Annotated in this window: 34 protein-coding genes; 4 read left to right on the top strand and 30 right to left on the bottom strand. The window is 51.8% G+C overall.

Annotated features, from left to right (window positions below):
• Position 1: 1 nt before the first annotated feature.
• The 15 genes from OGV65_RS16800 to OGV65_RS16730 all read right to left on the bottom strand — a co-directional run bounded on the left by OGV65_RS16800 (position 2) and on the right by OGV65_RS16730 (position 13,009).
• Positions 2-757, bottom strand: a complete 756-nt coding sequence (locus tag OGV65_RS16800; protein ID WP_286455236.1) for a phage minor tail protein L — start codon at positions 755-757, stop codon at positions 2-4.
• Positions 754-1,101: a phage tail protein gene (locus tag OGV65_RS16795; RefSeq protein ID WP_003826213.1), complete on the bottom strand. Its 348-nt coding sequence runs from the start codon at positions 1,099-1,101 to the stop codon at positions 754-756. Before OGV65_RS16795 ends, OGV65_RS16800 begins: the two co-directional genes overlap by 4 nt.
• 3 nt (positions 1,102-1,104) lie before the next feature.
• The gene (locus tag OGV65_RS16790) at positions 1,105-3,621 is read right to left on the bottom strand and encodes a phage tail tape measure protein (RefSeq protein WP_286455235.1); all 2,517 of its coding nucleotides are present in this window, start codon (positions 3,619-3,621) and stop codon (positions 1,105-1,107) included.
• On the bottom strand, positions 3,599-3,877 hold the full coding sequence (locus OGV65_RS16785; protein WP_008322441.1) for a phage tail assembly protein T: 279 nt from the start codon (positions 3,875-3,877) through the stop codon (positions 3,599-3,601). The genes OGV65_RS16790 and OGV65_RS16785 overlap by 23 nt, the downstream gene beginning before the upstream one ends.
• A gap of 50 nt (positions 3,878-3,927) precedes the next feature.
• Positions 3,928-4,335 (bottom strand): phage tail assembly chaperone G, encoded by a 408-nt coding sequence (gene gpG, locus OGV65_RS16780; RefSeq protein WP_286455234.1) that lies wholly within the window; start codon positions 4,333-4,335, stop codon positions 3,928-3,930.
• A 36-nt stretch (positions 4,336-4,371) separates the two neighbouring features.
• Positions 4,372-5,109, bottom strand: a complete 738-nt coding sequence (locus OGV65_RS16775; protein WP_286455233.1) for a phage tail protein — start codon at positions 5,107-5,109, stop codon at positions 4,372-4,374.
• Positions 5,110-5,116: 7 nt separating this feature from the next.
• Positions 5,117-5,515 carry a phage minor tail U family protein gene (locus OGV65_RS16770; protein WP_286455232.1) on the bottom strand — a complete coding sequence of 133 codons (399 nt, stop codon included), beginning with the start codon at positions 5,513-5,515 and terminating at the stop codon, positions 5,117-5,119.
• Positions 5,512-6,066 carry a phage tail protein gene (locus OGV65_RS16765; RefSeq protein ID WP_286455230.1) on the bottom strand — a complete coding sequence of 185 codons (555 nt, stop codon included), beginning with the start codon at positions 6,064-6,066 and terminating at the stop codon, positions 5,512-5,514. Before OGV65_RS16765 ends, OGV65_RS16770 begins: the two co-directional genes overlap by 4 nt.
• Before the next feature lie 8 nt (positions 6,067-6,074).
• Positions 6,075-6,350, bottom strand: coding sequence for an ATP-binding protein (locus OGV65_RS16760; protein ID WP_286455229.1), 276 nt, complete (start codon positions 6,348-6,350; stop codon positions 6,075-6,077).
• Positions 6,343-6,666 carry a DUF2190 family protein gene (locus OGV65_RS16755; protein ID WP_267447720.1) on the bottom strand — a complete coding sequence of 108 codons (324 nt, stop codon included), beginning with the start codon at positions 6,664-6,666 and terminating at the stop codon, positions 6,343-6,345. Before OGV65_RS16755 ends, OGV65_RS16760 begins: the two co-directional genes overlap by 8 nt.
• A 78-nt stretch (positions 6,667-6,744) precedes the next feature.
• Positions 6,745-8,730: a ClpP-like prohead protease/major capsid protein fusion protein gene (locus OGV65_RS16750; RefSeq protein ID WP_286455271.1), complete on the bottom strand. Its 1,986-nt coding sequence runs from the start codon at positions 8,728-8,730 to the stop codon at positions 6,745-6,747.
• A complete protein-coding gene (locus OGV65_RS16745) occupies positions 8,699-10,204 on the bottom strand; it encodes a phage portal protein (protein ID WP_286455227.1) in 1,506 nt (501 codons plus the stop codon). Before OGV65_RS16745 ends, OGV65_RS16750 begins: the two co-directional genes overlap by 32 nt.
• Positions 10,201-10,422, bottom strand: a complete 222-nt coding sequence (locus OGV65_RS16740; protein WP_286455226.1) for a DUF6148 family protein — start codon at positions 10,420-10,422, stop codon at positions 10,201-10,203. Before OGV65_RS16740 ends, OGV65_RS16745 begins: the two co-directional genes overlap by 4 nt.
• Entirely contained in the window at positions 10,419-12,521 is a 2,103-nt protein-coding gene (locus OGV65_RS16735) for a phage terminase large subunit family protein (protein ID WP_286455224.1), read from the bottom strand. The genes OGV65_RS16740 and OGV65_RS16735 overlap by 4 nt, the downstream gene beginning before the upstream one ends.
• Positions 12,521-13,009 (bottom strand): DUF1441 family protein, encoded by a 489-nt coding sequence (locus tag OGV65_RS16730; RefSeq protein WP_286455223.1) that lies wholly within the window; start codon positions 13,007-13,009, stop codon positions 12,521-12,523. The genes OGV65_RS16735 and OGV65_RS16730 overlap by 1 nt, the downstream gene beginning before the upstream one ends.
• A gap of 681 nt (positions 13,010-13,690) precedes the next feature.
• On the opposite strand from OGV65_RS16730, the gene OGV65_RS16720 reads away from it, so the two are divergent.
• Positions 13,691-14,380: a hypothetical protein gene (locus tag OGV65_RS16720; RefSeq protein WP_286455222.1), complete on the top strand. Its 690-nt coding sequence runs from the start codon at positions 13,691-13,693 to the stop codon at positions 14,378-14,380.
• A gap of 253 nt (positions 14,381-14,633) precedes the next feature.
• Here OGV65_RS16720 and OGV65_RS16715 read toward each other — a convergent pair whose 3' ends face one another.
• The 15 genes from OGV65_RS16715 to OGV65_RS16645 form a co-directional block, all read right to left on the bottom strand.
• Complete coding sequence (locus OGV65_RS16715) at positions 14,634-14,828, bottom strand: hypothetical protein (RefSeq protein WP_286455221.1); 195 nt, start codon at positions 14,826-14,828, stop codon at positions 14,634-14,636.
• Complete coding sequence (locus OGV65_RS16710) at positions 14,785-15,057, bottom strand: hypothetical protein (RefSeq protein WP_286455220.1); 273 nt, start codon at positions 15,055-15,057, stop codon at positions 14,785-14,787. The genes OGV65_RS16715 and OGV65_RS16710 overlap by 44 nt, the downstream gene beginning before the upstream one ends.
• Positions 15,054-15,680 carry a glycoside hydrolase family 19 protein gene (locus OGV65_RS16705; RefSeq protein WP_286455218.1) on the bottom strand — a complete coding sequence of 209 codons (627 nt, stop codon included), beginning with the start codon at positions 15,678-15,680 and terminating at the stop codon, positions 15,054-15,056. The genes OGV65_RS16710 and OGV65_RS16705 overlap by 4 nt, the downstream gene beginning before the upstream one ends.
• Entirely contained in the window at positions 15,680-15,961 is a 282-nt protein-coding gene (locus OGV65_RS16700; protein WP_286455217.1) for a phage holin family protein, read from the bottom strand. Before OGV65_RS16700 ends, OGV65_RS16705 begins: the two co-directional genes overlap by 1 nt.
• Complete coding sequence (locus OGV65_RS16695; protein ID WP_286455216.1) at positions 15,948-16,334, bottom strand: phage holin family protein; 387 nt, start codon at positions 16,332-16,334, stop codon at positions 15,948-15,950. The genes OGV65_RS16700 and OGV65_RS16695 overlap by 14 nt, the downstream gene beginning before the upstream one ends.
• A gap of 103 nt (positions 16,335-16,437) precedes the next feature.
• The gene (locus tag OGV65_RS16690) at positions 16,438-17,019 is read right to left on the bottom strand and encodes a hypothetical protein (protein ID WP_286455215.1); all 582 of its coding nucleotides are present in this window, start codon (positions 17,017-17,019) and stop codon (positions 16,438-16,440) included.
• Positions 17,020-17,170: 151 nt separating this feature from the next.
• Positions 17,171-17,860 carry a bacteriophage antitermination protein Q gene (locus OGV65_RS16685; RefSeq protein ID WP_286455214.1) on the bottom strand — a complete coding sequence of 230 codons (690 nt, stop codon included), beginning with the start codon at positions 17,858-17,860 and terminating at the stop codon, positions 17,171-17,173.
• Positions 17,861-17,881: 21 nt separating this feature from the next.
• Positions 17,882-18,877 carry a DUF968 domain-containing protein gene (locus OGV65_RS16680; RefSeq protein ID WP_286455213.1) on the bottom strand — a complete coding sequence of 332 codons (996 nt, stop codon included), beginning with the start codon at positions 18,875-18,877 and terminating at the stop codon, positions 17,882-17,884.
• Positions 18,874-19,557, bottom strand: a complete 684-nt coding sequence (locus OGV65_RS16675; protein WP_001704138.1) for a phage regulatory protein/antirepressor Ant — start codon at positions 19,555-19,557, stop codon at positions 18,874-18,876. The genes OGV65_RS16680 and OGV65_RS16675 overlap by 4 nt, the downstream gene beginning before the upstream one ends.
• 13 nt (positions 19,558-19,570) lie before the next feature.
• A complete protein-coding gene (locus OGV65_RS16670) occupies positions 19,571-19,957 on the bottom strand; it encodes a RusA family crossover junction endodeoxyribonuclease (RefSeq protein ID WP_003839221.1) in 387 nt (128 codons plus the stop codon).
• Positions 19,958-20,071: 114 nt separating this feature from the next.
• Positions 20,072-21,394: a phage N-6-adenine-methyltransferase gene (locus OGV65_RS16665; protein ID WP_286455211.1), complete on the bottom strand. Its 1,323-nt coding sequence runs from the start codon at positions 21,392-21,394 to the stop codon at positions 20,072-20,074.
• Entirely contained in the window at positions 21,391-22,257 is an 867-nt protein-coding gene (locus OGV65_RS16660; protein ID WP_286455209.1) for a conserved phage C-terminal domain-containing protein, read from the bottom strand. Before OGV65_RS16660 ends, OGV65_RS16665 begins: the two co-directional genes overlap by 4 nt.
• Positions 22,247-22,426: a DUF4222 domain-containing protein gene (locus OGV65_RS16655; protein ID WP_200104050.1), complete on the bottom strand. Its 180-nt coding sequence runs from the start codon at positions 22,424-22,426 to the stop codon at positions 22,247-22,249. The genes OGV65_RS16660 and OGV65_RS16655 overlap by 11 nt, the downstream gene beginning before the upstream one ends.
• Positions 22,427-22,598: 172 nt before the next feature.
• Positions 22,599-23,150 (bottom strand): YmfL family putative regulatory protein, encoded by a 552-nt coding sequence (locus tag OGV65_RS16650; RefSeq protein WP_049015427.1) that lies wholly within the window; start codon positions 23,148-23,150, stop codon positions 22,599-22,601.
• Between the two features lie 22 nt (positions 23,151-23,172).
• Positions 23,173-23,376, bottom strand: a complete 204-nt coding sequence (locus OGV65_RS16645) for a Cro/CI family transcriptional regulator (RefSeq protein WP_000278289.1) — start codon at positions 23,374-23,376, stop codon at positions 23,173-23,175.
• A gap of 92 nt (positions 23,377-23,468) precedes the next feature.
• On the opposite strand from OGV65_RS16645, the gene OGV65_RS16640 reads away from it, so the two are divergent.
• The 3 genes from OGV65_RS16640 (at position 23,469) to OGV65_RS16630 (ending at position 25,731) form a co-directional block, all read left to right on the top strand.
• Entirely contained in the window at positions 23,469-24,128 is a 660-nt protein-coding gene (locus OGV65_RS16640; protein WP_000845984.1) for a LexA family protein, read from the top strand.
• Positions 24,129-24,475: 347 nt separating this feature from the next.
• Positions 24,476-24,847 (top strand): YfdP family phage-associated protein, encoded by a 372-nt coding sequence (locus OGV65_RS16635; RefSeq protein ID WP_001515608.1) that lies wholly within the window; start codon positions 24,476-24,478, stop codon positions 24,845-24,847.
• Positions 24,848-24,903: 56 nt separating this feature from the next.
• Positions 24,904-25,731, top strand: coding sequence for a YfdQ family protein (locus OGV65_RS16630; RefSeq protein ID WP_286455208.1), 828 nt, complete (start codon positions 24,904-24,906; stop codon positions 25,729-25,731).
• Positions 25,732-25,779: the final 48 nt, after the last annotated feature.

Genomic DNA, 25,779 nt, shown 5'->3' with positions numbered 1-25,779 from the left:
ATCAACTCCTGATCAGGGATGTGCCAGGGAAACCACCGAACGGCAACTCGTTCCCCTCGCCATGCCTCAATTTGCACGCGGTGAGCGTGCCGTTACATTCATCGCGCGAAGGATCGGTAACAGGATTATTAAGTTTGTCGAAATAGCGAGTTCCGGCGTAGTCACAACCATCACCGGAGCGGTATTTGTTACGGATGCACCAGGTACAAAGCGAATGTAACTGGCGCGTCGGGATCATCAGCCCCTGCAGGTCCATCGGACTGGACAACGTAAACGCCACCACCTCGTTGGTTTCAGTGCTCTTGGCGTCTATGTAAAACACCTTCAGCTTTTCCTGCTGAGGATCCGCAGACGGGTTGCCCTCCGGATAGTTTTTCGCATCCAGATACTGCGCCAGTGTGTCATGAATGGTGACCTTTGCCTGCAGCAGGTCATCATAAGCAAGACACAGCGCCGTAATGGAACTATCCAGGTTAGCGACCGAGAGCGTTGGCTGCGCACTGGTCCCGTCGGTCGCAGTCTCAATTCCCTCTATCTGGCAGGGCCAGGCTTTATATTCCTGCCCCTGCCACCAGATCGATTTCGCCGGTAGCTTATTTTCATCTCCACCAGCAGCGGCAATTTCATCGGGAGTGTGGGCAATATTGTGGGCGTGGAAGCGGAGAACGTCGGAAACACCAAATGCGGTGCCATCGACATCAAAAAGCCGGACAACATTGCCCGGCTCAAGTTTTTGATAATCACTGTTTAAGCTCATGGTGCAAACGCCTGTTCAAAGGTGGCTGATACGGTTTCCACTGTTTTACTTTTGGTGACGCGCTGCAGGCTTTCTGCCTCAACGCGCCACAGCGCAAGATCACCGCCTGGCGGGGTAAACGAAAATGATTTCGTCTTATGGCGCCGCAGGAAAGCATAAATATCCCGGACGGTTTGCGGTTCGCCGGTAAATGAAAACTCATAACTTAGCGTTTCATCATTCAGCCCGGCACCTGAAACCTGCTTATAGCCATCACCAAACTGCGCCGTACGGATGGTATCCTTACTTTTCAAGGTCGGCTGGCTGGATGCTTTAATCCGCCATGCAAAATGCTCGATCGCCATTGCTTACCTCTGTTTTGTTGCATTCCAGATGATGCCACCGGGCCGGACTTCCCTGGTGATACCGTCCCTGATGGAGCTGTTGATCACCTGCTGATAGGCTTTCCCCAACGCATCGCCGCTTCCTTTCTGTTGACCGGAATCCCCCTGGCCTGTTGTAACCGAAACCGGCGCATACACGCTGACACCAAAAGGAGAAGCAACGCCACGGCCACTCCCCCCGACCAGACCACCTGTCGCATAGCCGCGCATCATGCGATAAAGGTTGCCGACACCGATTCGGTTGGTGGCTTCCTGCGTAAAGACAAACTCTCCACGGTGCACCACACCTGCAGGCTCATACTTGCCGCCGGACCCGGTATAACCACCACCAGCAAAACCCAGCGCTGACGTGGCAGAACTGACCAGGCCAGCCATGGCCTGCTTCATCAGGATCTGCGTCAGCATCGACAACGTGGAACGGGTGAAATCTGCCCAGTTTGCTTTCCCTGTCGTCAGCATATCGGCCATATTCTGGCTGATACCATCGAATGTGGCTGAAGCAGCGGACTTCATCGAACCATAGGCATCAGCTGCTGAATCGGCATAGTCAGCCCACGCTGATTTCGCCCCAGCCTGCCAGTTTCCGCGGAGCTCGTCCTGTGCGGCATAATATTTCTTCAGTGCATCCAGTTCGTTCTGATAACCCTGATCGGTGTCCGTACCGCCGGCATTCATCCAGCCCTGCCGCAGCTGTGCCTCTTCGTTTTGCCGCTGCGCGCCGCGACTGCTCATGCTGCCCCCGGCCACAAGCGCCCGGGTTTTCTCCCCAATCTGGGTAACGTACTTCTGCGAGCTGTCCTGCAGGCGGTTTAACCGTTCCTGGGCAACAATCTGATCGCCCAACCGGGCATTCACTTCGGCCCGCGCCAGTACCTCGTCTTTGTTCGCCAGCACCGATTTTTCATCGGCGGTCAGCGCGCGCTTTTTGGCGGCCTCTTCCAGCACCGAAAAGCGGGATTGTTGTTTCCACAACTCCTGCCGTTGCTGGCTGATGGTATCCGTGATGCTCTTATGCTCCTGCAGAGTGCGTAACTGCGCCTCCAGCTCCAGCGTCTGCGCGCTGGCAGTATCGACACTTTTTACACCTGCAGGTGTTTTTACCGCTGAAGGGGCTTTGGGTTTCTTCAGCGAGTCGTCGTATTCTTTTTTCGCAGCTTCCAGATTGATGTTGTAGTCAGCCTGGAGGATCCGTCCGTCCTTCAGCGCCTTGTTCAGTTCATTCTGACGGGCCGTGTACTTCTCCAGCGCAGTCTGCGTCTTTGCATAATTCGACTGCGCCTGCGCGGCATACTTCTGGCGGTCAGATTCAATCACCGCCTCGCGGGCGGCATTATCCTCAGTGGCCTTTGCCACACTGGCCTGCTGCTGCGCCATTTCCAGTGCAAGGCGGGCAGACTCCCGATCGTTCCAGTAGCTGGCACGCGCATCATCATTGACATAACCATCACCTTTACGCAGATTCCAGATTTCATCCGCCCGCTTAAAGGCCGCTTCCGCTTTGGCAACCATCTCCTGCGTGGTGTCAGGCCGCCCGATATCGAGAGCCGCATCCCACATCGATTTAAAGGCACGCTTCAGGCTGTCGGCAGCAGTCTCAATCGACCCCATATTGTCGCGCAGACTCTTTGTCTGCTCGCGAAAACCGTTTGTCGCCGCATCATTAGCTGCCTGTAGAGCCCCGGCCTCATCACCGGCACGCTGCAGCTGCGCCACATAAGCAATCTGTTCCGCTGTAACGTTGTGGAACTGCTGCGCCATGGCAATAAGACCAGAGGTCGGATCGTTCGTCAGTTTGCCGAATGCCGCTGCCACCTTATCGACCGGCACACCCGACGCATCGGTGAATTTCGCTACCGCCTGGCTCATCTCATCGAACCGGGCACCGGCACGCACTCCGGCGTTAACCAGCTCCGTCAGCGCACTGCTGGTCTGGTTAAACGTGAGTCCCGCCTGCTCGCCAGATTTCGCCAGCACCAGCATGCGGTTTGAGGTCAGCCCGGCAGTGTTACCGGACAGAACCAGCGTTTTATTGAAATCAGACAGCGTGGACGAGCCCTGATACCAGGCGTAAACCACCGCGCCAGTGGCGGCAGCCAGCGCGCCAACCCCCACCATCACTGGCGATATGGTGCCCAGCAGCGCCCGAAAGGTCGGAATAATGCCGCCGAAGGAGTCTTTCACCTGACCGCCCTGCTGCAGCAGGATAAGCCACGGACTCTGACCACCGGCCAGCTGGGTGGCGATATCCGTAAACTGCGCAGGCAGCATACGCATCGCCGCGTTGTACTGGCCGACAGAAATACCGGCCTTCTTCGCGGCGCTCTCCTGGCGGGTAAATGACTGCTGCACCTTCAGCGCAGAGTCATTCGCTGCGTCACCCGTCTGCTTAAACTGCCTTTTTACGTACTCCATCTGCTCGTTGAACTTTGACGAATTAACGTCAAGGTTAACGACCAGGTCACCCACTGCCGTCTGGGCCATAGCGAACACCTCCTGAAATGCCCTCGGCCTTTGCCATCAGCACAGCATCACCGGGTTCATCGTCGGCAATATCCTCCGCAGAAGGTGAAAGCAGGCTGAAGCTGGCAGGGGTTGATGTGGTTTTGGGGTCAAGCGCGGTAATGACGATATGCATCAGCGAGGAAAAATGTGCATCCAGTTGCACATCATTAAAAAAATTGTCCTGGTAGAACGTCCGCCAGTCGGCATATTCCGTTGACGACATACCAGCAAGCATGGCGCGCCAGTCCGGGCGGCGAAATTCACGCGCCAGTTTCAGGACGAATGTCAGCTCACTGGCGAGGACTTTTCCAGACTGACCGACTCAGTTACAGCGACATCCTCCGGATCATTCGCTTCCTGCAGCGTCACCATGCCGGACAACAGCTTCACGCTGTACTCTGCAGCGGAAACAATCTCCAGCGGCCAGGTCATCAGCACTTCATTCTGGATCTGTTCAACGTCTTCTTTCGGCGTTTTGTGCGTTCCTTTCAGGGGATGTCCATGCCATAAAGACATGGACACCAGCAGTGCGCCAGATTTAATCGTCATATCCATCGCCGCCTGCATGTCGGCATCGGTGATACTTTCCAGCGTTTTCAGGTGTTCAAGATGCTCAATACGCTGCAGCGCCGACAGCTCGTAGAGAGTGACTGTATTACCGTTACGTTCGAACGGTTCACTTTTTAAAAACATGGGTTACTCCAGAAAGCGGGGCTACAGCCCCGGTAGTCAGGAAACGGTGACTTTACAGGTCGCGACAAAAAGCCCGTCGTTGGTCATCACGATAATGTCAGCGGTTCCGGCGGCAATGCCGGTTACCGTCAGCACCGTACCGGCGACAGTCACCTTGGCTTTACCTGCATCCGTGGTGGTGGCCCGGAAAGATTGATCACTCGCGCTGGCTGGCGCCACGGTGACATTCAACGTGGTGGTGGCAGCAACCGCAACGGTGATGGTCGATTTATCCAGGCTGACGCCGGTCACCGCAATAACAGCGACGGAGCTTTCTTCTGCCAGACCAGGCTTGCCGTTGTTGCTGATTTTGACAGAGCGCGTAATGGTATCTTTCGCCGTTACCGTTTTCCCAAGGCTACTTACCCAGCCGCGGAACACATCGACGGCCCCATTTGGATATTTAATTTTGTAAGCCAGTACGGTGCCGTCATCAAACCAGCGAACCAGATCCTGTTGACCACTTTCCGCTGGTTTCCAGGCCAGCGTAAAACTGGCCTCCCCCGCAGATTTCTGCCCCTGCGCAGTTGCAGTCCAGTCGGCATCCGCATCATCCAGATAGGTATCATCGTTTGATTCTGCGGTTAGTTCACCCGGCTGCAGGTCTTTAATTTTTGCCAGGCGCGTCCAGTCGGTATCCGATACCGGGTTAGCGAAGGGATTGCCCGATCCGGAATAAATCCAGAGCGTGGTGGTGGCACCCTTTACCGGTGCCAGTGGGTTTGGTGTAGTCATTACGTCCTCACATTGTATAAGAGAGTGAATACTTCATATCAGCAGATCCCCACGTGGCCATTTCATCATCACGCTGGTAGTCATAACCCTGTGGTGACATGGTTTCGACCAGACCATCCAGGCCAGGGATATTGTTTAAATGCGGGTAAATGCGACTTTCCATCCATCCATCAAGCGCGGAATCCGTTTCGCCCGCTTTCAGGAAAACTTCGATATGCAGCGTGGCATGCCACATATCTTCATCGATGGAATCTTCTGTTGACTGGGCATCAGTTAAGTAGACGGCCAGCGCAGGAAGGTCCTCGGGATCAAGTACCGCCGGACGACCATCGAACCATGTCACAGGCTCTGCTATTCCAGCCTTAAGAACGGCGAGGATCGCAGCACGAATTTGCGGATGTTTCATTTAATCAGCACCAGTCGAAGTTGGTTACGAAGCGTAGCGGCCAGTTCTTTAGGGAGATCTGTCTCCGTTAACTTTGTGCTTTGGGCTTTAAACGCAGTTGTCAGCGGCTCAGCAAGGGGGATACTGACAACTTTCAGAGGGTAACGTGCAGCAGTGATTCGCTGAAGGACATGCCAGCGGCCACTGTTTAACTGCTGGATGAACGCCCCAGGAAAACGGAAGCGTCCAACCCGCAATTCACTTCTCACACCATTTTTATCCCGTTTCCGCCGGGACAGACGTACACTTGCCGGACCTAACTTAATCGCGGGTAAATTTCCCCGGTTAACCCTGATCGTCGCCTGCGGTTTTCGTACTGTCGCTTTTTTTAACCTGGCACGCTGATTTACCAGCTTCCTGGGCACCCGGGTTTCTTTTGATACTTCACGAGTGCTGCGACTGATAGCGCGGGTAGCGATACGGTTTACAGCCTGCGAGGATGCACGGGGAACGGCGGTTTTACTGATGGAGTTCAAATTGGCGATAGCCTGTTCAAGTCCTTTGATGGACATGATGCCTCCTATTCAATCCATATTTGCGGCTTTCCATTAAAATGTTGCCTACGGGTGACGATGTAATCATTCCCTTTCCAGGTAATAACATCCCCCTTACGTGGTGATGCAGATGTTGAGAACACCACCAGAGACATACCATCTCCCGCCAGTGGCCCCATTTCAGCAACAAACTGGCTTTCGATAGCATCAAAGCTGTCACCGTTGATCGTGACTGTATCAGCCATTAGTTTCACCGTAGCCGCATCCATGCGGGCAGCCATCTGCTCAAAGGGATTAGCCATTCAGACGAACCATCACGGAAGTGGTGGTCGCGCCCGCTGCCTGCCAGGCTTTCCCCGCGGGCGTCGCACCTGTAGCATCCAGTTGGATCTTTCCGCTCTTGAAATACACGGTTTTACCCTGGGCAATGTCATCAGAAGCCAGCTTTGGCAACTGCATAACGCCACTGGTGAGGCCTGTGCCTGTTTCACCAACAGCGATATCCGCTATAGCGATTACGAGCAAATCACCAACAATAACTGGCGCACCACTGACGATCGCCGCGGCACCAGAATTAGTTAAATCAATGGTGTGCCCATCCTGTACGTAATTCTTCATGCTCTCTCCGAATGGCCCCATCGGGGCCATATTGCAGATATAAAAAAAGCCCTAATGGGCTGACGGGTGACGCTTAAATTACTGGCCGCTGGATTTTACCAGGCCACGATAATCCAGCGGTGCAACACCTGCATCAATACGGACTTTTGTCGCTACGCCGTCGGTCGTGAACCCATCCTGTTGATCGATATATGGAGCATCAACACCATTCAGGTAAGCCACTTCAATCGTATCGGTGCCCTGCGCAGCAGCCAGGTACCAGGCTTTGGAATCAGCATCATCGAGACGCGCTTCAGCAATGACTTCGGCAAAGTTCTGAATCGGGTTAGCAACACCTGAGTTAATGTCAGCGCCTTTGACGCTCGCTGATTTGATGGTCTGATTAGCCAGTGTCTCCAGCGCAACGGGCACCAGCATGTAAGCGGGTCGAATGTTCAGCGCACGGTCACCTTCTTTCTGCGTACGCATCATCTGTCGGCCTTTATCGAGGCTGTCGACACTGATAGCGCCGCTTGAGAGGTTCTTGTGGTCGGCGTGGAACAGCGCCTTACCATCCGACAGCTTTCCATTTGAGGTAAGCAATGCATACACCAGATCGCCGATGGTCCCTTTGGCGGCGCGACCCATCTTCATAGGAACGTCAGTCAGCTGGTTCAGATCATCATTGATGATGGCCTGGCGGGTGATAGAAAAAATCTCACCATAGGTGGCCAGCGCGATGGTTTCTCCCTTGTCCCCTGTGGTGATGTATTTATATTCGGCTCCTTCCCGCACCTGACGAAGAGACGGGAAACCGCCCATACCTACACGATGAGCCGTTTTAAAGTCAGACAGCTGTCCTTTTTTGGTCCACAACTCAAAGGTTTCTGCCGCTTCGTCCCAGCCCTGCAGCAATGATTTATTAGCAACATCAAGCAGGATATTGCCAAAGTCTGAGGTGCTGTGGGTCAAAGCAAAGCCAACCATCTGCATCGGGTTATAGCTGGAGACACCGAAACCACGCTCAGTCAGTGACATACGGGCACATTCGCGTAGCGTCATGCCGTTATAGACGTTGTCGCGTTCCAGACCTTCATAACCTGCCCGAGCCATCAGCGCCTGGCGGATCCCGTCACCGACAAAGTTGCCGTTCCCGGCATAAATATGTTCTTTACCCTGTGTGGAGGTATTAGACGGTGTGGCGTTCTTACCAAGCTCAGCAAGCAAAACATCTTTCGCCTGGCTGACAGAACACTCAGGATCCGCAATGCATTTAGCCTGCAATTCCTGGTGTTTTCCCCCGAACATGGCAAATAAGTCCTGAATACCATTCACACGCGCTTTTTGCTCAGCAATAACCTGAGCACGGATATCGCCTTCTGTGGTTGCCACAGGTGCTGGCTGGGTAACAACCGGTTGTTGTGGTTCACGCGTAGCAGTGTTGCGCGGCGGAGTGACCATATTACGAATACTGTTTGGCATCTTTTCAAATTCCTCAATACGTTTTGAATGGATGCAGGCCATTGCCTGCAATGATGGAGTAACCTGGTCAGCGAATCCCAGCTCCAGACATTCACTGCCGGACAACCAGGTTTCGTCTTCCAGCATTGCCGCGATTTCTTCGGCGCTTTTGCCCGTCTTTTGCGCATATGCAGGAATTAACACTGACTCCACTTTGTCGAGCAGATCGGCATAGTCGCGCATGTCATCAGCATCACCACCAGCAAAGCCCCACGGCTTATGGATCATCATCATGGTGTTTTCCGGCATAATTACCGGATTCCCTACCATGGCGATTACTGATGCCATCGAAGCAGCAAGACCGTCGATGTATACGGTGATCGCCGCGCCATGGAATTTCAGGGCATTAAAAATGGCGATGCCGTCAAATACATCCCCACCAGGGGAGTTGATATGCAGTTTGATGTGGGTAACGTCGCCCAGCGCCTTCAGATTTGCGACAAACTGCTTCGCTGTGACCCCCCAATAGCCGATTTCATCGTAGATATAGATTTCCGCTTCATTTTCCGAACTGGCCTGCATACGGAACCAGCTATTTTTTGACTGGGCCTTTGGGCGGTTCATTACCCGGTTTCGTTTCCTGGACACTGGTGTCTCCTTTGTCATTTGCCGGGTCTGTATCAAACACCAGCCCTTGCTTACGGTTTTCATCTATTTCCGTCTTCCGGCGGCGCTTAACATCATCAGGATTTGCACCACGGGCACTCACCCATTCACTCTCTGTCGCAGCACCACCACGAAGCAGGATTTTCCAGGCATTCGCCTCTTTAACAGGATCAATCCAAGGCATCACAGGGCCGGAGAAAACCGCACTGTAAAGCGCTGCCTTGTCCACAGAGGTCGGCACCTTAATCTCACCAGAGACGATCGCCATTTTTAGCCACGCCCGGTACATCGGTCGGGTAATCGCCGCGATAAATGCGTCCTGCAAAATGAAATAGCCTTCCGTTGACTCCACCAGCTCCTGGCGCTGCGCGCTGTATGTCCCGTCGTAGTTACGTGCAATGCTTGAAAAGCTGCCGCGCGAACCGGCGGCTACAGCACGGAGCTGACCGTTGCGGAAAGTTTCGAGGTTAGGGTTGGGCCGGTCCGATTTGATCATGCCGATATCTTCACCCGGACGGAGATCGTCAAACAGCATGCCGGGCTCAATGTTCAGCTCACGCGAAGCCTGCGCACTGTCTTCGGGATAAGACTGGCCATCACCTTTCTTAATGAACATGCCCAGCGCCGCAGCAATACGGGCAGCAGTCAGTTCAGCGTCCTCGTACTCCTTCAGTGCCGAAAGACGCATCAACACACCGGCAAGCAACGAGTTACCCCTGATTTGATGCAGACGGCGCATAAACTTCAGGTGAAGCATGCTCTCTGCCTGGATATCCTTGGTATCACCCTGCCTCATGCCTTCCGCTGGTAAGTTTTTGTAGACCATGTATCTGGTCGGTCGGCCCCAGTCGTTGAGGTAAATACCCTGGCACAACTTCTGCCCCGCCTCAGTTCGCTCCATTGGCACAAAGTCAGGCTCCAGCGCCTCAATCCAGAAAGGAATCTCTGCGACAGGCAATAGACCATTACCAGTGCCACTGACTAATTGCGCGAACACCTCACCGTCGCGTAACCAGGTCCGGCACATCAGGCGCTCAAGCACAGGGCGGGTAAATTGCCCGGTAACATCGGGGGAGACAGACCATTCAGCCCATTTGGCGCGGATCTGTTTAGCAAGATCAGTGGCGATTTCACCGTTTTTCATCAGGGGTTGGGGCTCAACGATAATGCCCTTCCCCCCCACGATACGCTCCTCGAGTTTATCAAGGATGCCTATTACCAGGTCGTGATTGCAGTCGAGCCACCGGGCCTGCTCGCGCAGCGAGCGCCCGCCGAATTGAGTGAGCTGGTTCGCTGAACGGTTCTCGCGCTTTGCCCGATGCGTTCGGGTAGGGACAACAGCCTCATATGCCTGGATCATCAGGCGCGACTTCAGGCGCTCTGCTTTCCAGCCAGGCGAAAACACGCCTATCAGATTATCCAGGACGCTCATCGCGGGAACCTCGCAAGTTTAAAGGATCCACCTCTGCCCGTTGCTGCAGCCATAGCAGCGGCCTGCTTTCGTTCCCACTCCTGACGGCCACTTCGGATCTCGCTCAGGTTCTCCATGGTCATCTGCTGCCCGTTAAACGTGATGGACTTGCCCTGCAGGATCGTCACTTCCGCTTCGGTATAGCGTCGAACCATATCCTGAATATCATTGAGATTCACACCCAGCCTCCTGATGATGATGACCATGCCGATTCACGGGCTGGTTTCGTTGCCTTTCGCTCTGATACTGACGGTTTTGCAACCGACGGCTGTGCCACTGGAATCGCATCTGGCGATGACTCAACCACCAGATAACTCTCCCGGCGCGCCCACTCTGGTGCATCAGGCCACTTAATCTTTTCGTAACCATGAAGAATGACCAGGGCATGTGCGTAAACCATAAGGTCAAACGCTTCGTTAGCCCCCTTACCAGGCTTCGTCCATTTCCCATCAGATGATCGCTCCTCATAGGTAAGTTCGTCGTAAAACCACCCACCCAGCCAGTCAGGGAAATGCACATAGTTCGGTCCCGGCACATCGCGCCAAAGCGCGTTGTTAATCCGATCCTTTAGTGCGTTGGTCTGGAGAAGGTAGAGAGGGACATCACCGGCCGCCTTAGCGCGCCGGGTAGAACGCCCGGTGTTATCCGGGTATGTTTTGGTTATCAGCTTCGACCGTGTCTGACTGTCACCCTTGAATAGCCAGACTTTGCGCTGCAGGCCATCACGACGACAGCGGCGCCAGAACTCGTAAGCGTTGTCGGTAACGCCGTCCTCACCACCGGAGTCGACGGCCATAGCCAGCAGGCCCATACGTCGCCCCTGTTCGCCATCAAGCGCCCAGGTTTTCTCCAGCACATCAGTGCGCAGGAGATCCCAGTCTTCAGGGTAGCTGGCAGGATCGATGTGGAAGCTTTCACCGTCAGGAGTGGTGCGCATTGATTGCATGATGTTGAAGCGGTCAACCACCCAGCGCTCACCATGGGCACCGTACCCGACAACCTGAACTACAAATCGACGGTTTTTACCGCCCTGAACATCGACGGTAGCTACAAGAAAGTTGACACCTGCAGGAACACGTCGACGTTCAACCGACTCGGCACGCTGCTGTAGTTCCTCGCCCTTACGCTGTTCAATGCTGGATCTGGGAAGATACGGAAGCCCCCAGTCTGTATTGATGACAGTCTTCAAGGTTTCTTCGCTGCCAGTCGCCTCATACTCCTGCTCAGCGGTCAGAAGTTTGTAAACCAGCTGTGCCCAGGTCTGATACGCAGCTGCCGGCCCCTCCATCCAGAACGACGCTATACGCGACCGTCGGCCGGTGCCAGTTATCGCTCCGCTGCTGTCGACTTGTTGATCCTCACGCAACCACACCCCTTTCATATTCAGGGAGCGTTTCTGATCAGCGGTGATCACTCCGGAGCAGGAAGGACAGTGAATGCAGGCAGCCTCGCTGGCCTTAACCGGGTCACTTATTTCCCGGTAACCTGTCATCGCCGTCATCTCAGGCTGGAAAAATTCGCCACAGTGAGGACAAGGCCAGTACCATCGACGGCGATCGCCGCGGTTATAAAGAGACAAAATGCCTGTTGTCGGCGGTGCCTCATGCGCCGAACTGCGGCGCCACTTAGTATCACGGATATCACGCCCTGGAGAGCTTTCCACCAGCGTCATCCCGGACGACATGAATGTGGTGGTTCGCTTGGATGCCAGGGAGAAAGCATCGCCTTCACCGTCTATATCTTCCGGAAAGCGATCGTAATCGGTCAGGGCAACACATTTATAATCTGACGACGACATGATATTGACCGACGGCCAGCCAATCTTCAGGTAGTTGCCTGCCCTGAACGTTCTGTCGTAAACGTTGTTATCGTTTCTGCGAGGGCTCAGCCGCGTTGCCACTTCAGGGCTACAACGGAACGTGCGATCCAGTCGTTTTTTCGAGTGCTCGCGCGCCTTTTCCTCTGTCATCTGAATAATCAGCATGTCAGACGGGTCGCAGACCACGTTGTAAACTACCCACCCGTCGATCAGGCCGATAGTCTTCCCCGTTCGTGCCGGACCAACAAACACCACCGCGTCATACTCACGCGATGCCAGGCAGTTCATCGGTTCGAGCACATACGGAGCCAGATTCGGGTCCCAGGGGACTGAGTTACCTGCCCCCATTGGCACACGCATAAATTTACTGACTGCATCGGCCACCAGCATGCGGCGTGGGGCACGAAGTATTCCAGGTACATCCTTGCGGATCCCCCGGGCAGATGCCCGCTTCGCCATCAGTCCTCCTCTGGCTCGTCCTCCTCCGGTTCTGCGTCCAGCACGCGCTGTGCAATCTGGTCGCGAAGATCGTCAATCACACTCTGCACCCGGCTGACAGCTGCGGGATTCAGCGCGCAGTCTCGCTCCAGAATATCCGGCAACGTTTCCAGCACCTGCACCACTGCTTTTGCCATAACAGAAAATTCACGAGCTACCTCATCAGCAGGGATTAACTGACCAGTATCCTGCTCGAATTTGAGCCGCTCATTTTCCGCTTTCCAGTGTGCAAGCCTGTCCGATGGCGTCATATCTTCCGCATTTGACGCGACGACAGGTGCCATCAGCTCTGTCAACACATCGGTGATAAGGTAGAGTTTGAGTTTGTTGTTGCTGCCCAGAGCAGGCTCAAGTTGCTTAAGCCTGGCGGTAACAGTCTGGCGATGAACGCCGGTAATTCCTGCCAGCTGATTGATATTCAGCTTCAGGGTGGAGAGTTCCTGGTCCATGATGGTGAACACTTTTTGAACGATTCGACATCATTGATAATTGGCTGTGTGAAAATTCAATCAGTTACACACATGATGATGATGACCCTGGATCATGAAAACTAGCCGTTTTCCGCGTGCCCGCCGCCCCGTGGCAGGCCACCTCACCGGGAGGACCCGTTAAATAATAATTATTTTCACTTGGGATAATCAGCAGCGCACCGGATATTGAGTTCTCCCAAGCCTGAAAAGCCTGCGGGTCAGGTTTCATCCTCTCCCCGCGCTGTGGGTCTGGCTGGCTTATGAACATCGTCTTAATCACCAGATTTGGATCTCTGCTGTACGAGGCTAAGCCTGTATAACCTCTGTCGCGTCGAGCGCTGAAGATACCAACGTTTCTTTTTACCAGAGCTTTTCGGTCAGGACGTGGAATTGAGCGCGTGCCCTCTTCATGCTCATCCATTGAGTGAATAAGCTTTTCAGAGCCGACCACATCAGCGAACGCCCAGGTAGATAACTCAGCATTGTGAATGCGTAGCGCTAGGGCGGGATAGTGATGCGTTTGAGACAAGAGTTTGTGGTAACAAAGTGAAGCCCGTCGATAGTAACGTGCATAGCTACTCTCACATATATTGAGTTGTATATTCATTAACTAAACAACTGGATATAAGATGTAGGAAATTGATGCAAAAGGTGATAAGCATGTCCAGAGAAGGTTCGTTAGATCTCTTGCTAGAAGTTGAAGAAAATCTCGAGGCAATGAAAAAAACGCAGCAAATCCGACCAGTGAAAGTCAAATCCATGCTCGAACATTTGAGGAGTTCGTTGGAGTATGTGGCCAATGATACGTATGATAAATACGTATCACCAACTCAAACAAACAGACCAAAAATCTTCTTTCCCTATGGAGAGCAAAAATTTATCGATAACTTTTTTACGCAAAAATTAAAGATAAACCCACCATCTTCCTCTCCGCTTTATGAAATATTCAATTCAATTCAAGACTTCCGTACCGGGGAAGATTCACTCACAATGATGTGTAATCTGACAAATGAGGTCAAGCACAGACAACCCATCCCTCTTGAAGAGGATGGTTCGGTAAAAAACATTGATGTAAGCATTGATGGCTTTGGTCTGCTAAATGTAACCAACCCCAATCAAATTGTATTTAAAAACAATTCCATGAATGGTCAAAAGGTAGAAGATTTTACTTTCGAAAATGGAAAGCTAGAAAAAACTGGCAATGGTATTTCAGTAAATATCAACATTACCGAAGATAAAAAAATAAGATTTCATGGAGTAGATTATGAAGTAATACCTTTTATCGAATTGTGTCTCGGAAGATTAAGGATTTTTATTAACGAAGCTTACGATGTATTAGAAAACCGTTAGAAGCTACTAATCATCACAATAAATTCTTTACTGTTTATTGTGATGGTAGTCACACTATCGCAGTGACTGCGTTCGTGCCCTCGAGTATCTGTCGAGTCATCGCCGCTTATGACCGGTATGCGTCTGGTGAGAGCTACTTTACCGGAGTTTGTTTGATATGAGAACCTTGACCCATCACTACACAGACTCGCTCAGTGGCGACTAAGGACAGCATCACGATGCTGCATTGCCTTTCGCTGCGGTCTACCTTTTGCTACTTCAAATCGAATTTCTCCTTCCTGCAGTTAGCCAGTACTGATTTATTGTGCGCCAGAATGTCCCGCTTCGTCTGCTTATCCAGCACGACAATATCGTGCTCTGTGAGGTAGATGATGCTTACCCAGTCACAGGCCGTGTCCGTTACTTCAGGTTTTGCGGGTATATCTTTCGCGCAACTCACGGTCAACATCGTCATCAGGAAGATGATTAACAGTCTGTTGTACATCCCTGGCTCCTTTTGTTGTTTCTACCCGGCGTTCGGCTACCGCTTCAGTAGCTGCTGCACGTTCTTCAGAGCGTTGCTGCTCGGCTTTTGCTTCCGCCTTGCTGGTACCACGAATATGACCGATACCAAATCCACTCGCTGCAGCAACACAGATTGCACCAATAACGCCGATAATGATTTCAACAATGCTCATACAATCACCGCTTTAGCTTTGGCGTAACGTTCCCGGCGGTCTTTAATGCCATTCTGCCCGCCGTTAATAATCTGTGTGACACGCTCCAGATCGCCCGGATACCGTAGACAACCGTTTGAAACATAGAGCCAGGCAGCGCTGCGTGCAGCGTTAATGTCCTTTTCCAGCAGTTCAGGGTTGCTGACTAAATCCAGTTTTAACGCCGTACCACAGGTCAGGTAGTTATCCAGGAAGGTGATCCCCATAATTCCGCGTCCCCGGTATTTCCACCCATCACCAGCCGACTTGTTGCCAAAGCGGCCTCCGTATACCAGATTTGCAATCGCCCGCTGGCGTTCGAGTGGCAGAACTTTTTCGTAATTTTTTCTTCCCAGCGCACTGGCCTGGTCTGGAGTGAGCCGCTTTACTTTCACAAAATAGGCTAATCCGTCGACGCTATAGTTGAAGCTTTCCACCAGTTGGGTAAAGCCAGTGCTTTCGTGCCCGCATTGCGCAATAAACATGGCCTGATCGAGTTTTGTCGTAATGCCGAATTCTTTCATTGCCGCATCAATGTGCGGAAACCAGCGTGCAGAAAGCCCGGCGCTGATACCAGCCGCCTGCTGAAATTGTGATTGGTTCATTATTGCCTCAGTTGATCAACCAGCCGCGCCACGTTGCCTCTGACAGCGACCAGTACAGACAGGAAAATAATGTTGGCCCCGATAGTGGCCCACGATGAATAAGGGTAGATACCGCACAGATATGCCAGCGGAACGGCGCTGTAGATGACCGTAAGCAGCCACGCTAAGCGAGATATCCATGGTCGATGTCGCGAATCGCCGCGACGATAAAACATCAGGGTCAGCACTACCCCAGCGCAAAGTAGCGCATTGATTGTTGCCGATGGGTCATTTTGTACCACCTGAACCTCCCCGGCGCGTTATCAGCGCCACCAGCGAGCCGATATCCTGATTATTCAGGAACGTCAGGATCTTGACGGCTAAAGCAGAAACGATTACAGCACCGATAGCGTCAAGAGGCTTATCACTGTAACCAGTCCAATCAGCCAGCTTTGAACCCACCAGCCCTGAGCAGATAATCCCAGCGATGTAAGACACGACAAAATACGCCAGCCGACGTGCTGCGCTAAGGTCCGCAGCCGTTGCAATGTAAAATACAGCCCCGGCAAAGGAGCCAAACACCACGCCGTAATCGGTACCGGAAAGAAATCCATAGACACTTGCCCCCGTCAGGACACCACCAGCCAGCCCAGTACCGGAAATCGGATCGGACATTTAGCCCCCTCTTTATTGCTGTGAGTCCTCTCAGGAATGAGGGGAATAAAAAAGACTGCATTAAGCAGTCTTTAGTTTTTTATTACAAAGATAGAAAATGAAATTAATATTCACTCATATATTTATGAAACTCAAAAATAAAATCATCTGCAGATTTCTTCAATCGGTCAAAACCATCCCCGACCGAATCAACATTTATAAAGAAATTCTTAAAACCATTTTGAAAATCAGGAAGTTTTTCAAGCAAAGACATTCCCTTTGGCGTAGGCTCAATCAAAAGACAAAGATAGCGCTCATCTCTCTGTACTTTATTCAAGGCGGCCATATAGTGTTCTGGAAAGATTCCTTTGTCCAAATCACTTTTAGTAACAGTTTTATCATTCACTAATAAATAAGATTTGTACCCTAAATTTTCTACAGAACAGATATAGTCTAAAGCAGCCATTCTTAACTTATCAGCGAGTTCTTTTTTTTGCATTTGCTTTGCTTGCAACTCAGCAAGTTGAAAGTTGTTCCGTAAGGCCTTCCAGGCAATTAATGCAGGGATTGCACCAGCAACAAAAGAACTAATTACAGAGTCCCAAGCAAAGCCAGTGCTAATCTCAATATTTGGCATTTTCTCTATTACAAATGACAAGATATCGTTAGCGTGATTGAAAGGGAAAGGTGTTCCTTGCCAAGTCATATAACCCCCAGAATATTTTTCTAGGCATCATAACAAAAAACCCGCTCATCGGCGGGTTTATAAAACTTTGGCAACATATCAAACATGCTTCAAATATGGCTTATTTTGTTGCATTTTGCAAGCGCGTTTGAAGGAGATAGTGAAATTTACTTCACATTTCTGCCACTTTGAGGGCTTCTTCTTCCTCATAGTATTCAAGAGCCATTGCCAACGCAGATTCATCAAGTTGGGTAAAAGCGGCCTTTAACCCGGCCCAGTGCCCTGAATAGACACGCAACCATGTCGAACGGTCAACGCTAACCATGCGGGCCAGTGCTGCACCAGCATAGTCTTTATAGGTTTCATTATTTCTGGTTGCGGCAATTTCCTGGCCTGCCAGCCATACCAGGCCAATCAGTTTCTTTTCTACGCGCTCCTGAAGGGAATTATCACCCTGGCATTTCTGATAAGTTTTCCAGACGTATTCACACATCATCACCTGGTGCTTATAGCTAAGGTCAAAACCGTAGCAGTACCGCAACCAGGCCTGCTGGTATCCACTAAGCGCGGACACTGCCCTACGCCACGGCGCGGACTCAAATTCCGCATCTTTTATCGGCGGCATTGGCCTGCGGCGGCTGCGCGTTTCCAGCACATACAGTGGCGCAGAAAGCGAGTTAACAAAGCGAGGCCCCTTCTCTCCTTCGAGTTCGACGAGATGAATTCCACGGCGCGGGGTGGCATTTTTGTCTGCTGGTGGGTGTTCACTGAAAGCCTCAAGCTGCCCTTTTGTTCCCCCAGAGATGTCAGGTAGCGCGCGGCGTAATTCTATTCTTACAAAATTCAGGTCTTGTTGATTCATGCTTCTTTGCTCTCCATACACTTAAGCTTTCGCAATTACGCCGATCGCCAGCGCCCGATCCATAAAACGCAGTAGCAGCTCAAGCTGCGTACCATGCTTCTGCTCGAATGCCGGTACATCGGCGTGTAACTCGTCGTGGCACTCTCTGCACAGAGGGATCACGAAGAGGTCATGGGCTTTTGTTGCTGTACCACCCATACCGTGCCCTACGATATGGTGCGGATCATCTGCTGACCGTCGGCAACACTCACAGGGCTGTGTTTTAACCCAGCGGGTGTATGTCTCATTTACCCAGCGGCGTCGCTTTGGCCTGAGCATGAAAGATTCTGGAGACTCTGGATCAACAGAGAGCGTGAGGATCTTCTTCGCCTTCTCCTGCACGAGGCTGGCTGCTGAAGCGGAAGGCACAATGTCGCTTTCCCTCATGACTGAGCGGATCTTCTCATCTGGAAGCCGTAACCCCTTGTGCGCGACGCTTTCAGGAATAACATCAGCCAGGTCGTTTCTGACCATCCACCAGCACAGTTCCGGAAGAGTCAGGATATGCGACTCGGGAAAACCAGAATCACGCCGAATGACTTCCAGAATCCAGGATACCAGGTTTCCGGCCGCTATACCTGCAAGCTGTTCGGTATGCTGCCCCGACAAAGTGTGATCGCAATGCCAGCACAAGCGAATGCTTCCTGGTGGGTGCCGCATTGTTGTGAAGTTCTTGTCGTGCCACGTTGAATGTGGCCACTGGCATTCAAACCGATTACTCAACCATTGCTCAAGGGAAGAAATCCCACCGGCACGCTGAATAACCCTCTCATTCCCGAAGACCTGACGCATTACCGGATCATCAGCCAGCGGCTGAATGGCTGCCGGAACAGCCCCGGTACTGAATGACGCCATTTCTTCTGGTTCAGGCTCGAGCAGAACGCGACCACGCATGAAGAGGTGCATCAGTTCCGCACCGGGACGGAACAGCACAATCCCCATACGATGGGCGATCTCGGGGGTAAGCAGAGCTCTCACGCGACCTGCCCCCTGGCAATGTGTTCTGCCCACAGTCCACCAATCCAGCGCACGCCTTTCGCCGTGAAACGTGCCTGGCTGAATGCATGATTTGAGGTTACGGATGTGCCGGTTTTCACTTCAAAACGGCCCGCATCAATATGCTGATGCCGTGGGGTCATCGTTCCGCCAAGGCGATACATGATGTCGTTCTCAAGGAGGAATAACCGCAGATCTGGCTCTTTGGCCTTAAGCAGTTTTGCCACCTGGCGGAATGACATTGACCCACTGGCTGTACAGTACCGATCAACAAACGCAACCTTCGGCGCCGCGGCAGCCAGTTCGTTAGTCAACTGCTGTTTTTGTTCTGCAAGGTCAGCTGCAAGACGTAGGGCTTCAGAGAATGATTGAGGAATCGTCTGCTGCTGTGCCTGCTCAAGCTCCTGCCAGCGATCAACCAGACGCGCGGTAAACTCCGGCGACAGCTGCGCGACAACGATATAACTGTCCCGCTTCCCTATCAGATAAACCGATACCGACTGATTGAGGTGATTTTTAACTTCCCCCATTGGGGGGAGTTCAATAACACCGCGCTCTGCCAGGCGTTCAATGGACCGTTTAACATGGTCATGTCGTGATTCCACCAGCTCAGCAATATCGCTGCTGGACATGGTTAATGCTGTTGTTGCTAATTGGCTCATACTTTTCTCCATATCAGGCGGCTGCACCCGCCGGTTCATATCTGCTGATCGTTATCTCTACCCGACCTTTCGGCACAACGGGTCCCCATTCCACCAGCATGCGCTTAATCTGGCTGTCATCTTCCCAGACACCCGCATGCGTCAGCGCGTCAAACAGGGCCTTGTTGTAATTATCGATATCCCGGCGGCGCGCATCCGGCGGATACAGAGTGATTTCTACCGCTGCCAGTTCAGTCGATGGCTTCGGGAGACGTCGTAATTGCTCAATGATCGCCACACAGGCAGCGCTCTGGTATTTACGGCCATCAGCGCTAATGAGGTGACGACCGGCCAGCGGCCCCTTGTTAGGGGCGCGCCAGTAAGTGTTCACGCTGGGTGGAAATGGGAGTATGAGCCTCATTAAAAGCCTCCGTCATAATTCCTGAAACATACCTCAACTTTCCCGCTATAGTGACGAACACGTTGAACAACATCCGAAATAGGCGCTATACCGGCAGGGCGATAAAAGACTGTTTCACGCATGAGTTACCCCCTGTATGCTGTCGACAATACCTTGCGCAATTGTGATAATTTCGCTGGTGGCCGTTCGTTCCAGCCAGAGTTGATTGATGTTGGCTTTCAGCTTGTTCTGCTGTGATTCATCCAGCATGTCAGCGCCGTCTACCTGGTCGAATACAATTCCAACCTCCAGCGGCCAGATACGGGACTCGGGAAGCGGATCCGCTACTGGTTTAGCTTTCTCACGGATGTGCATGCGGATCTGGCGAATATTGGACCAACTGGAAACATCCAGGCTTCCCATAGCTGCAATGAAATCAGTACTGTTCATGCCATATTCACCAGATGCTTCAAGGGCAACAGTCCGAATACGTTCCGACATATCCAGGCGCGCAGCAGCGTCATCGAATTCAATCGACAACAGCCACTCATCCACACCGAACAAAATACTCTCACGAATAAGCAGCTTCGCTTTGTCGATCGTTAATGGTGATACCTGAGTGAATTCCGGTGCTTCGACAGAATCCGCCGCCCAGGTATGCCCAAACTTCGATTCACTGAATGTGTATTCTTCTTTATCGCCAAACGCAGCTCTAACGCATGCCCACACCTCGACACCGCTGACATCAAAAATGTCTTTCTGGGTGAGTGGCAACTCTACTTCTGGCTTATCAGCTGCAGTAGGTGTGGCAGTTGCAAATTGAGACTTGCTGGCGGCAAATTGTGCCAAAGCCATAAACGCCCGACCTTTTTCCTCCAGTTCGATACGGCAGATGTAGCTGAAACGCTCGCCGCGCCATGACTTATCGAAGATGGCAATGGTGCCAGCAAAGAAAGCACCAGTGGGTTTCTGCTTATCGTCAGCAGGAACAAACCACACAGGGAGATCGAAACCAATGCGACCGCGAATAAACATGATGTGATCAGCATCTTCAGGCCACCATGTTTCACTTGTCGCCGCTTTAATGAGGAACACATAACGCCCACCCTTATCACGCATAGCCATTGTATGGGCCATGATATGGGTCATGCCGGTGACCGCCTGTTTTTCGTGGTATTGCGAGCGGCTGTAGGGTGGATTGCCAAATGCGGCGCCGCCGAGTTCTGCAAGACGGTCTGACCAGTCCTGCGTCAGCGCGTTATCTTCGGCGGTGTACCATGCCGGGCACTTCGCGTTGTCGTCGTCTGCAAACAAGTCCAAAACTAATGGACCAAATAGCGCGTTGATCCCCCAAAAAAGCAGATCCGGCGTCCGCCACTGATCGCCAACTTCTTTCAATTCGTGGGCTGGTTGGCTACGTAGTGCCGCCAGCGCCTGGCAATATTTATTGGTCATCATGAACGGAACCCCGAATTTTCTGGCAGTGAGTAATCAACACTCTGGAAGTTTGCGCGGCTGGCTGAGTTAGTCTCCCATTTGCCGTTAACACGTTCAGGCCGGCCAGCACTGGACCATTTGGTCGCGCTTTGCAGGTAACCAGGGAAGTTTTTTGGAATGAACAGAGTTGCCGGGCGGAGGTATTGAGCCTGCTCGCTATCACGCCAATCAGCGTTTTTGTAATCCACCACAAGGCACAGATCATCAACAGTGAACTGTTCCCGCAGACGGGCGCGAATGTTCTCCAGCGACGTGCTGCATACCTGGTATCGTGAACCAGTTGTCTGGTTCAGATAAGACAAAACCTGTCTGGCCTGATCAGTAATCACAACCTCAGGGTCGGGTTGCGCCGCAACCGGACAAGAGGGTTTTGAAGTTACTTGTGGATCTTGTTTTGATTTTACTGACGGATCCCCGCCAGATTCTGACGGGTCAAAACCGCCGTTTTTGCCAGCTTTCGACGGGTCAGTTTTTGAGGCGTCAAATTTTGATGCGTCAGATTTTGACATGTCAGAATCTGACAGTTGAGAAAATGCGGCAGCCTGAAGTTTCACCACATTCAGTCGGTACACGTTCGAAGCATTACGGTTACCATTACGGCGCTGTGTACGCGTGAGCCAGCCATCTTTTTCAAGCTTTGCGATTGCCGTTCTGATAGTGCTCGGGCCTGCGCCAAGCTGGCGAGCAATAGTTTCAATGGACGGCCAGCACACACCTTCATCGCTGCTGAAATCAGCAAGGCGAGCCATGATCGCGACACTAGACAACTTCATGCCCGACGCTGCGCAACCATCCCATACGTAGCCGGTTAATTTAGTGCTCATGATCGTCCGTTATCTCCCTGAATTTTTGCCTGAAATGCTCAAGTGGGCTGAAGCATTCGTGCGGGTAGCCATCACGCAGATAGATAACGCGCTGTGTTTCTGGCTCCCAGCGGATAACACGGACTGGCACTCCACGGTAGTCTTTGAACCTTCGGTTAAGTTCGCGCACAGGCGTTTTGCCCTCCGGTTGTAGCCCCCCACAATTGAAACCGCCCTACTGTGGTTACACGGAACCCAGCGGTTTGATAATCTGCGTTCATACCGAAACAACGGAGTACCCGAAACCGGGATCATCCTGAGTTGCGGTAGACGGTCAAAAGCCGTTAAACTGCTCATGCGGATTATTTCTCCATACTCGAAGAGTTGTTCGCCAAGGCGCCCGGAGCTGCACACTCGCGGGCGTCACTCTTTTCAGCGACACAAAAAACTCGATAAAGAAGCGCTACGTGCTCCTGGAACTTCGCGATAACCTGATAGCTGTTTTCCTCAATCTGAGCACGCTCATCTGCGTCAATTACCCCATCAGCCGTGGCTTTACGTACAAAATTCGAATGACGGCCTATCCATTCGATGGACTCCATCAGGCGCTGATTTATATCGGCGTTATCCAGATCATCGACATCTGCCAGCGGTACAAATACGCCCTGAGAATGGCGCGCAACGGCATCAGCGATATGGGTTGAACCACCAGCACGTTGTAAAACCATTGCCCAGCCCAGCGGGAAAATCTGGTCGCCGTCAACACGAAGGCGGTTAAACAATGCGTTCTCTGTCACGCCCAACCATTCCGCCGCCTCGGCATAACCACCAGGTAGATCGGTGATCGTTTTTTTTATCGCCGCCACCAGCCAGGCTGGCTGACGTTCGACTTTCCAAATAGGTTCGTTACCCACGGCTTACTCCTTTTTCCTGTGGTTACTGGTTAGCAGATACGCCTGTAACCTTGTGATATAGGGATGCGTCATACTTAAGTTTCCCATTAGTAATTCTCTCTATTACGAAAGCTTGCTTCTCAGGGATGACCTTTCCCCAACGACATACGGCAGGGTGTGAGATATTCAAAGCAACAGCTGTTTTAGAGATACCGCCAAAATGCTTTACGACTTCGGACTTATACATAGTTCCTCCGGTGTGATGAATGAAGTAAAGGTAACAAAAGGTACATTAAATAGCAAACAACAGTTACAGGTAAAGGGTGTAACATTGGTTACATGAAAACAGAGATGAAAGACCGCATCAGATCCAGACGAATCCAGCTGGATATAACCCAATTAGCACTAGCTAAAAAGCTTGGTGTAAGCCGTGTATCGGTTACAAAATGGGAAAACGGCACGACAAAGCCTGATGGTGAGAACCTTCACCAGTTGGCTCAGGCTCTATCAACAACACCAGAGTGGATACTCTATGGAAGCGGTGATGAGGCCATTGACGACACGCGCGTCGTGCCTTTTTTGAAACCCCCTGTAGCTGTACCGATCATATCGGCAGTTCAAGCCGGTTTATGGACGGATAGCTATGCCTGCTCAAGACTTACAGACGTGATTTCCTGGACTCAAACAACTGCAAATGTATCGGATGAAGCGTTTGGGTTAGTAGTCCGCGGTGAGTCGATGACTAACCCGCAAGGACTTCCATCTATACCTGAAGGTTCTATTGTTATAGTCGAGCCCCATTATGGGCAGCTTGATGATCTATATGGGAAAATAGTCGTTGCTATATTGGATGGGACATCAGAAGCAACGGTTAAAAAATTAGTTTGGGATAGCCCCTACTCATACCTAATGCCACTGAATCCGTTATTTAAGCCAATCCAAATTGATGGTAACTGTCGCATTGTCGGAAAAGTTGTACAAATCACTCAAAACATTTAATCCCTTCAAAATTAAGAGCCGAGCATAGCCTCGGCTTTTTTACATTCCCCAAGGTAACATAAAGTACATTACTCGCTTGACCGCAAAAGTAACTAAAGGTACATTTAAATCATCAAACGTAATCATTGGTACGTTTGGTGAAGATAACAAATGCCTTGTATCACTATTCTGGCGGCCCAGTGTTTTCCCTTTTGTCTGGTTACCGCCAGCCTTTTTCAAGGCACAACATGCAAGCGCACTTCTTCACTTATCAGTTATGGGTGACAGGCGTGAAACAAGCGGAGTGCACTTCCAGTTGAGTATGGAGAAAGTTCGGCGGTTGCAGCCGCCTTAACGAGGGTAAAACCATGAGTAATGACCGCATGACCGTAGTGCCAGATTTTCTTGGCGAACTGGATGCCGGCGTGTTCATGAACAAAATCGCGGCAGCACTTAATACCACCGCGCTTGGCGTTCTGAACAACGGCAACAAAGGCAAAGTAGTCCTCACCTTTGATTTTGAGCGTATGGGTAATTCCGTTGAAGAGAAGCGCGTCAAGATCAAGCACAAGCTGAACTACAGCACCCCAACACCGCGTGGTAAAGCCTCAGAAGAGGACACAACCGAAACCCCGATGTGGGTCAACAAAGGCGGGAAGCTAACCATCCTGCAGGAAGATCAGGGTCAGCTGTTCGGGATCACTGGCGCGGTGGATGGAAAGCTTAAAGCGGCTCAGTGATCCGCAACAACAAACTCACTGATACCACTTTGATCATCAGTTAATAAGGAATTTTTATGTCTCAGTTAGACAGCGGTACCTTCAAGCAGGTCAAAGACCTGGTTCTTTCCGGTTATCACCTGAATGATATTCATGGCCTGGCTTGCCCGACCGCATTACTGCCAGAGGGTACTGGCGTTGAAAGCCTCGAGCGCTTTTCTCTGGAGCGTTTCCGCTTTCGTGGCGCAATGACCACAACCAGTATTGACGACTTCGCACGTTATTCTAAAGGTTACGCCAGCGACAGTGAGCCAGCTCGTTGCTTTATTGACGCTGACAACATGACCGCCCGTTCAGTGTTCAACATCGGCACCCTGGATAATCCCGGTCACGCCGATAACGTTGCTTCAATCACCCTGAAGAAAACCGCCCCGTTCCGTGCGCTACTGCAGATCGACGGTCAACGTCTGAAGCAAAAGCAAATCGCCGAATGGCTGGAAGACTGGAGCGATTACCTGCTGGCGTTTGATGCTGATGGCAATGCGATGCAGATTTCCCAGGCGGCTCAGGCTGTGCGTCGTATCACCATTCAACAAGCAACACAGCAGGACCATGAAACAGGTGATTTCGCTGGTAAAAGATCGCTGATGCAAAGCGTTGAAGCAAGCAGCAAAGACGTAATGCCTGTGGCGTTCGAGTTCAAATGTGTGCCGTATGAAGGTCTGGGCGAACGCCGCTTTAGCTTGCGTAACAGCCTGCTGACCAGCGATGAACCCTGCTTTGTTCTGCGCATCGTCCAACTTGAAGCCCAGGAAGAAGAGATCGCCAACGAATTCCGCGATTTGCTGATCAGCAAGTTCGAAGGTGAATCAGTGGAAACTTTTATCGGTAACTTTAAAGCCTAATTGCTCTGCATTAAATCCCCGGCGCCGCGGGGATTTATTGAAGCGTAA

The sequence above is a fragment of the Citrobacter sp. Cb004 genome, assembly GCF_030337065.1.
Taxonomy (GTDB): Bacteria; Pseudomonadota; Gammaproteobacteria; order Enterobacterales; family Enterobacteriaceae; genus Citrobacter; species Citrobacter braakii.
Note: the sequence above shows the minus strand (reverse complement) of the source record. Positions and strands in the feature narration are given on the sequence as shown.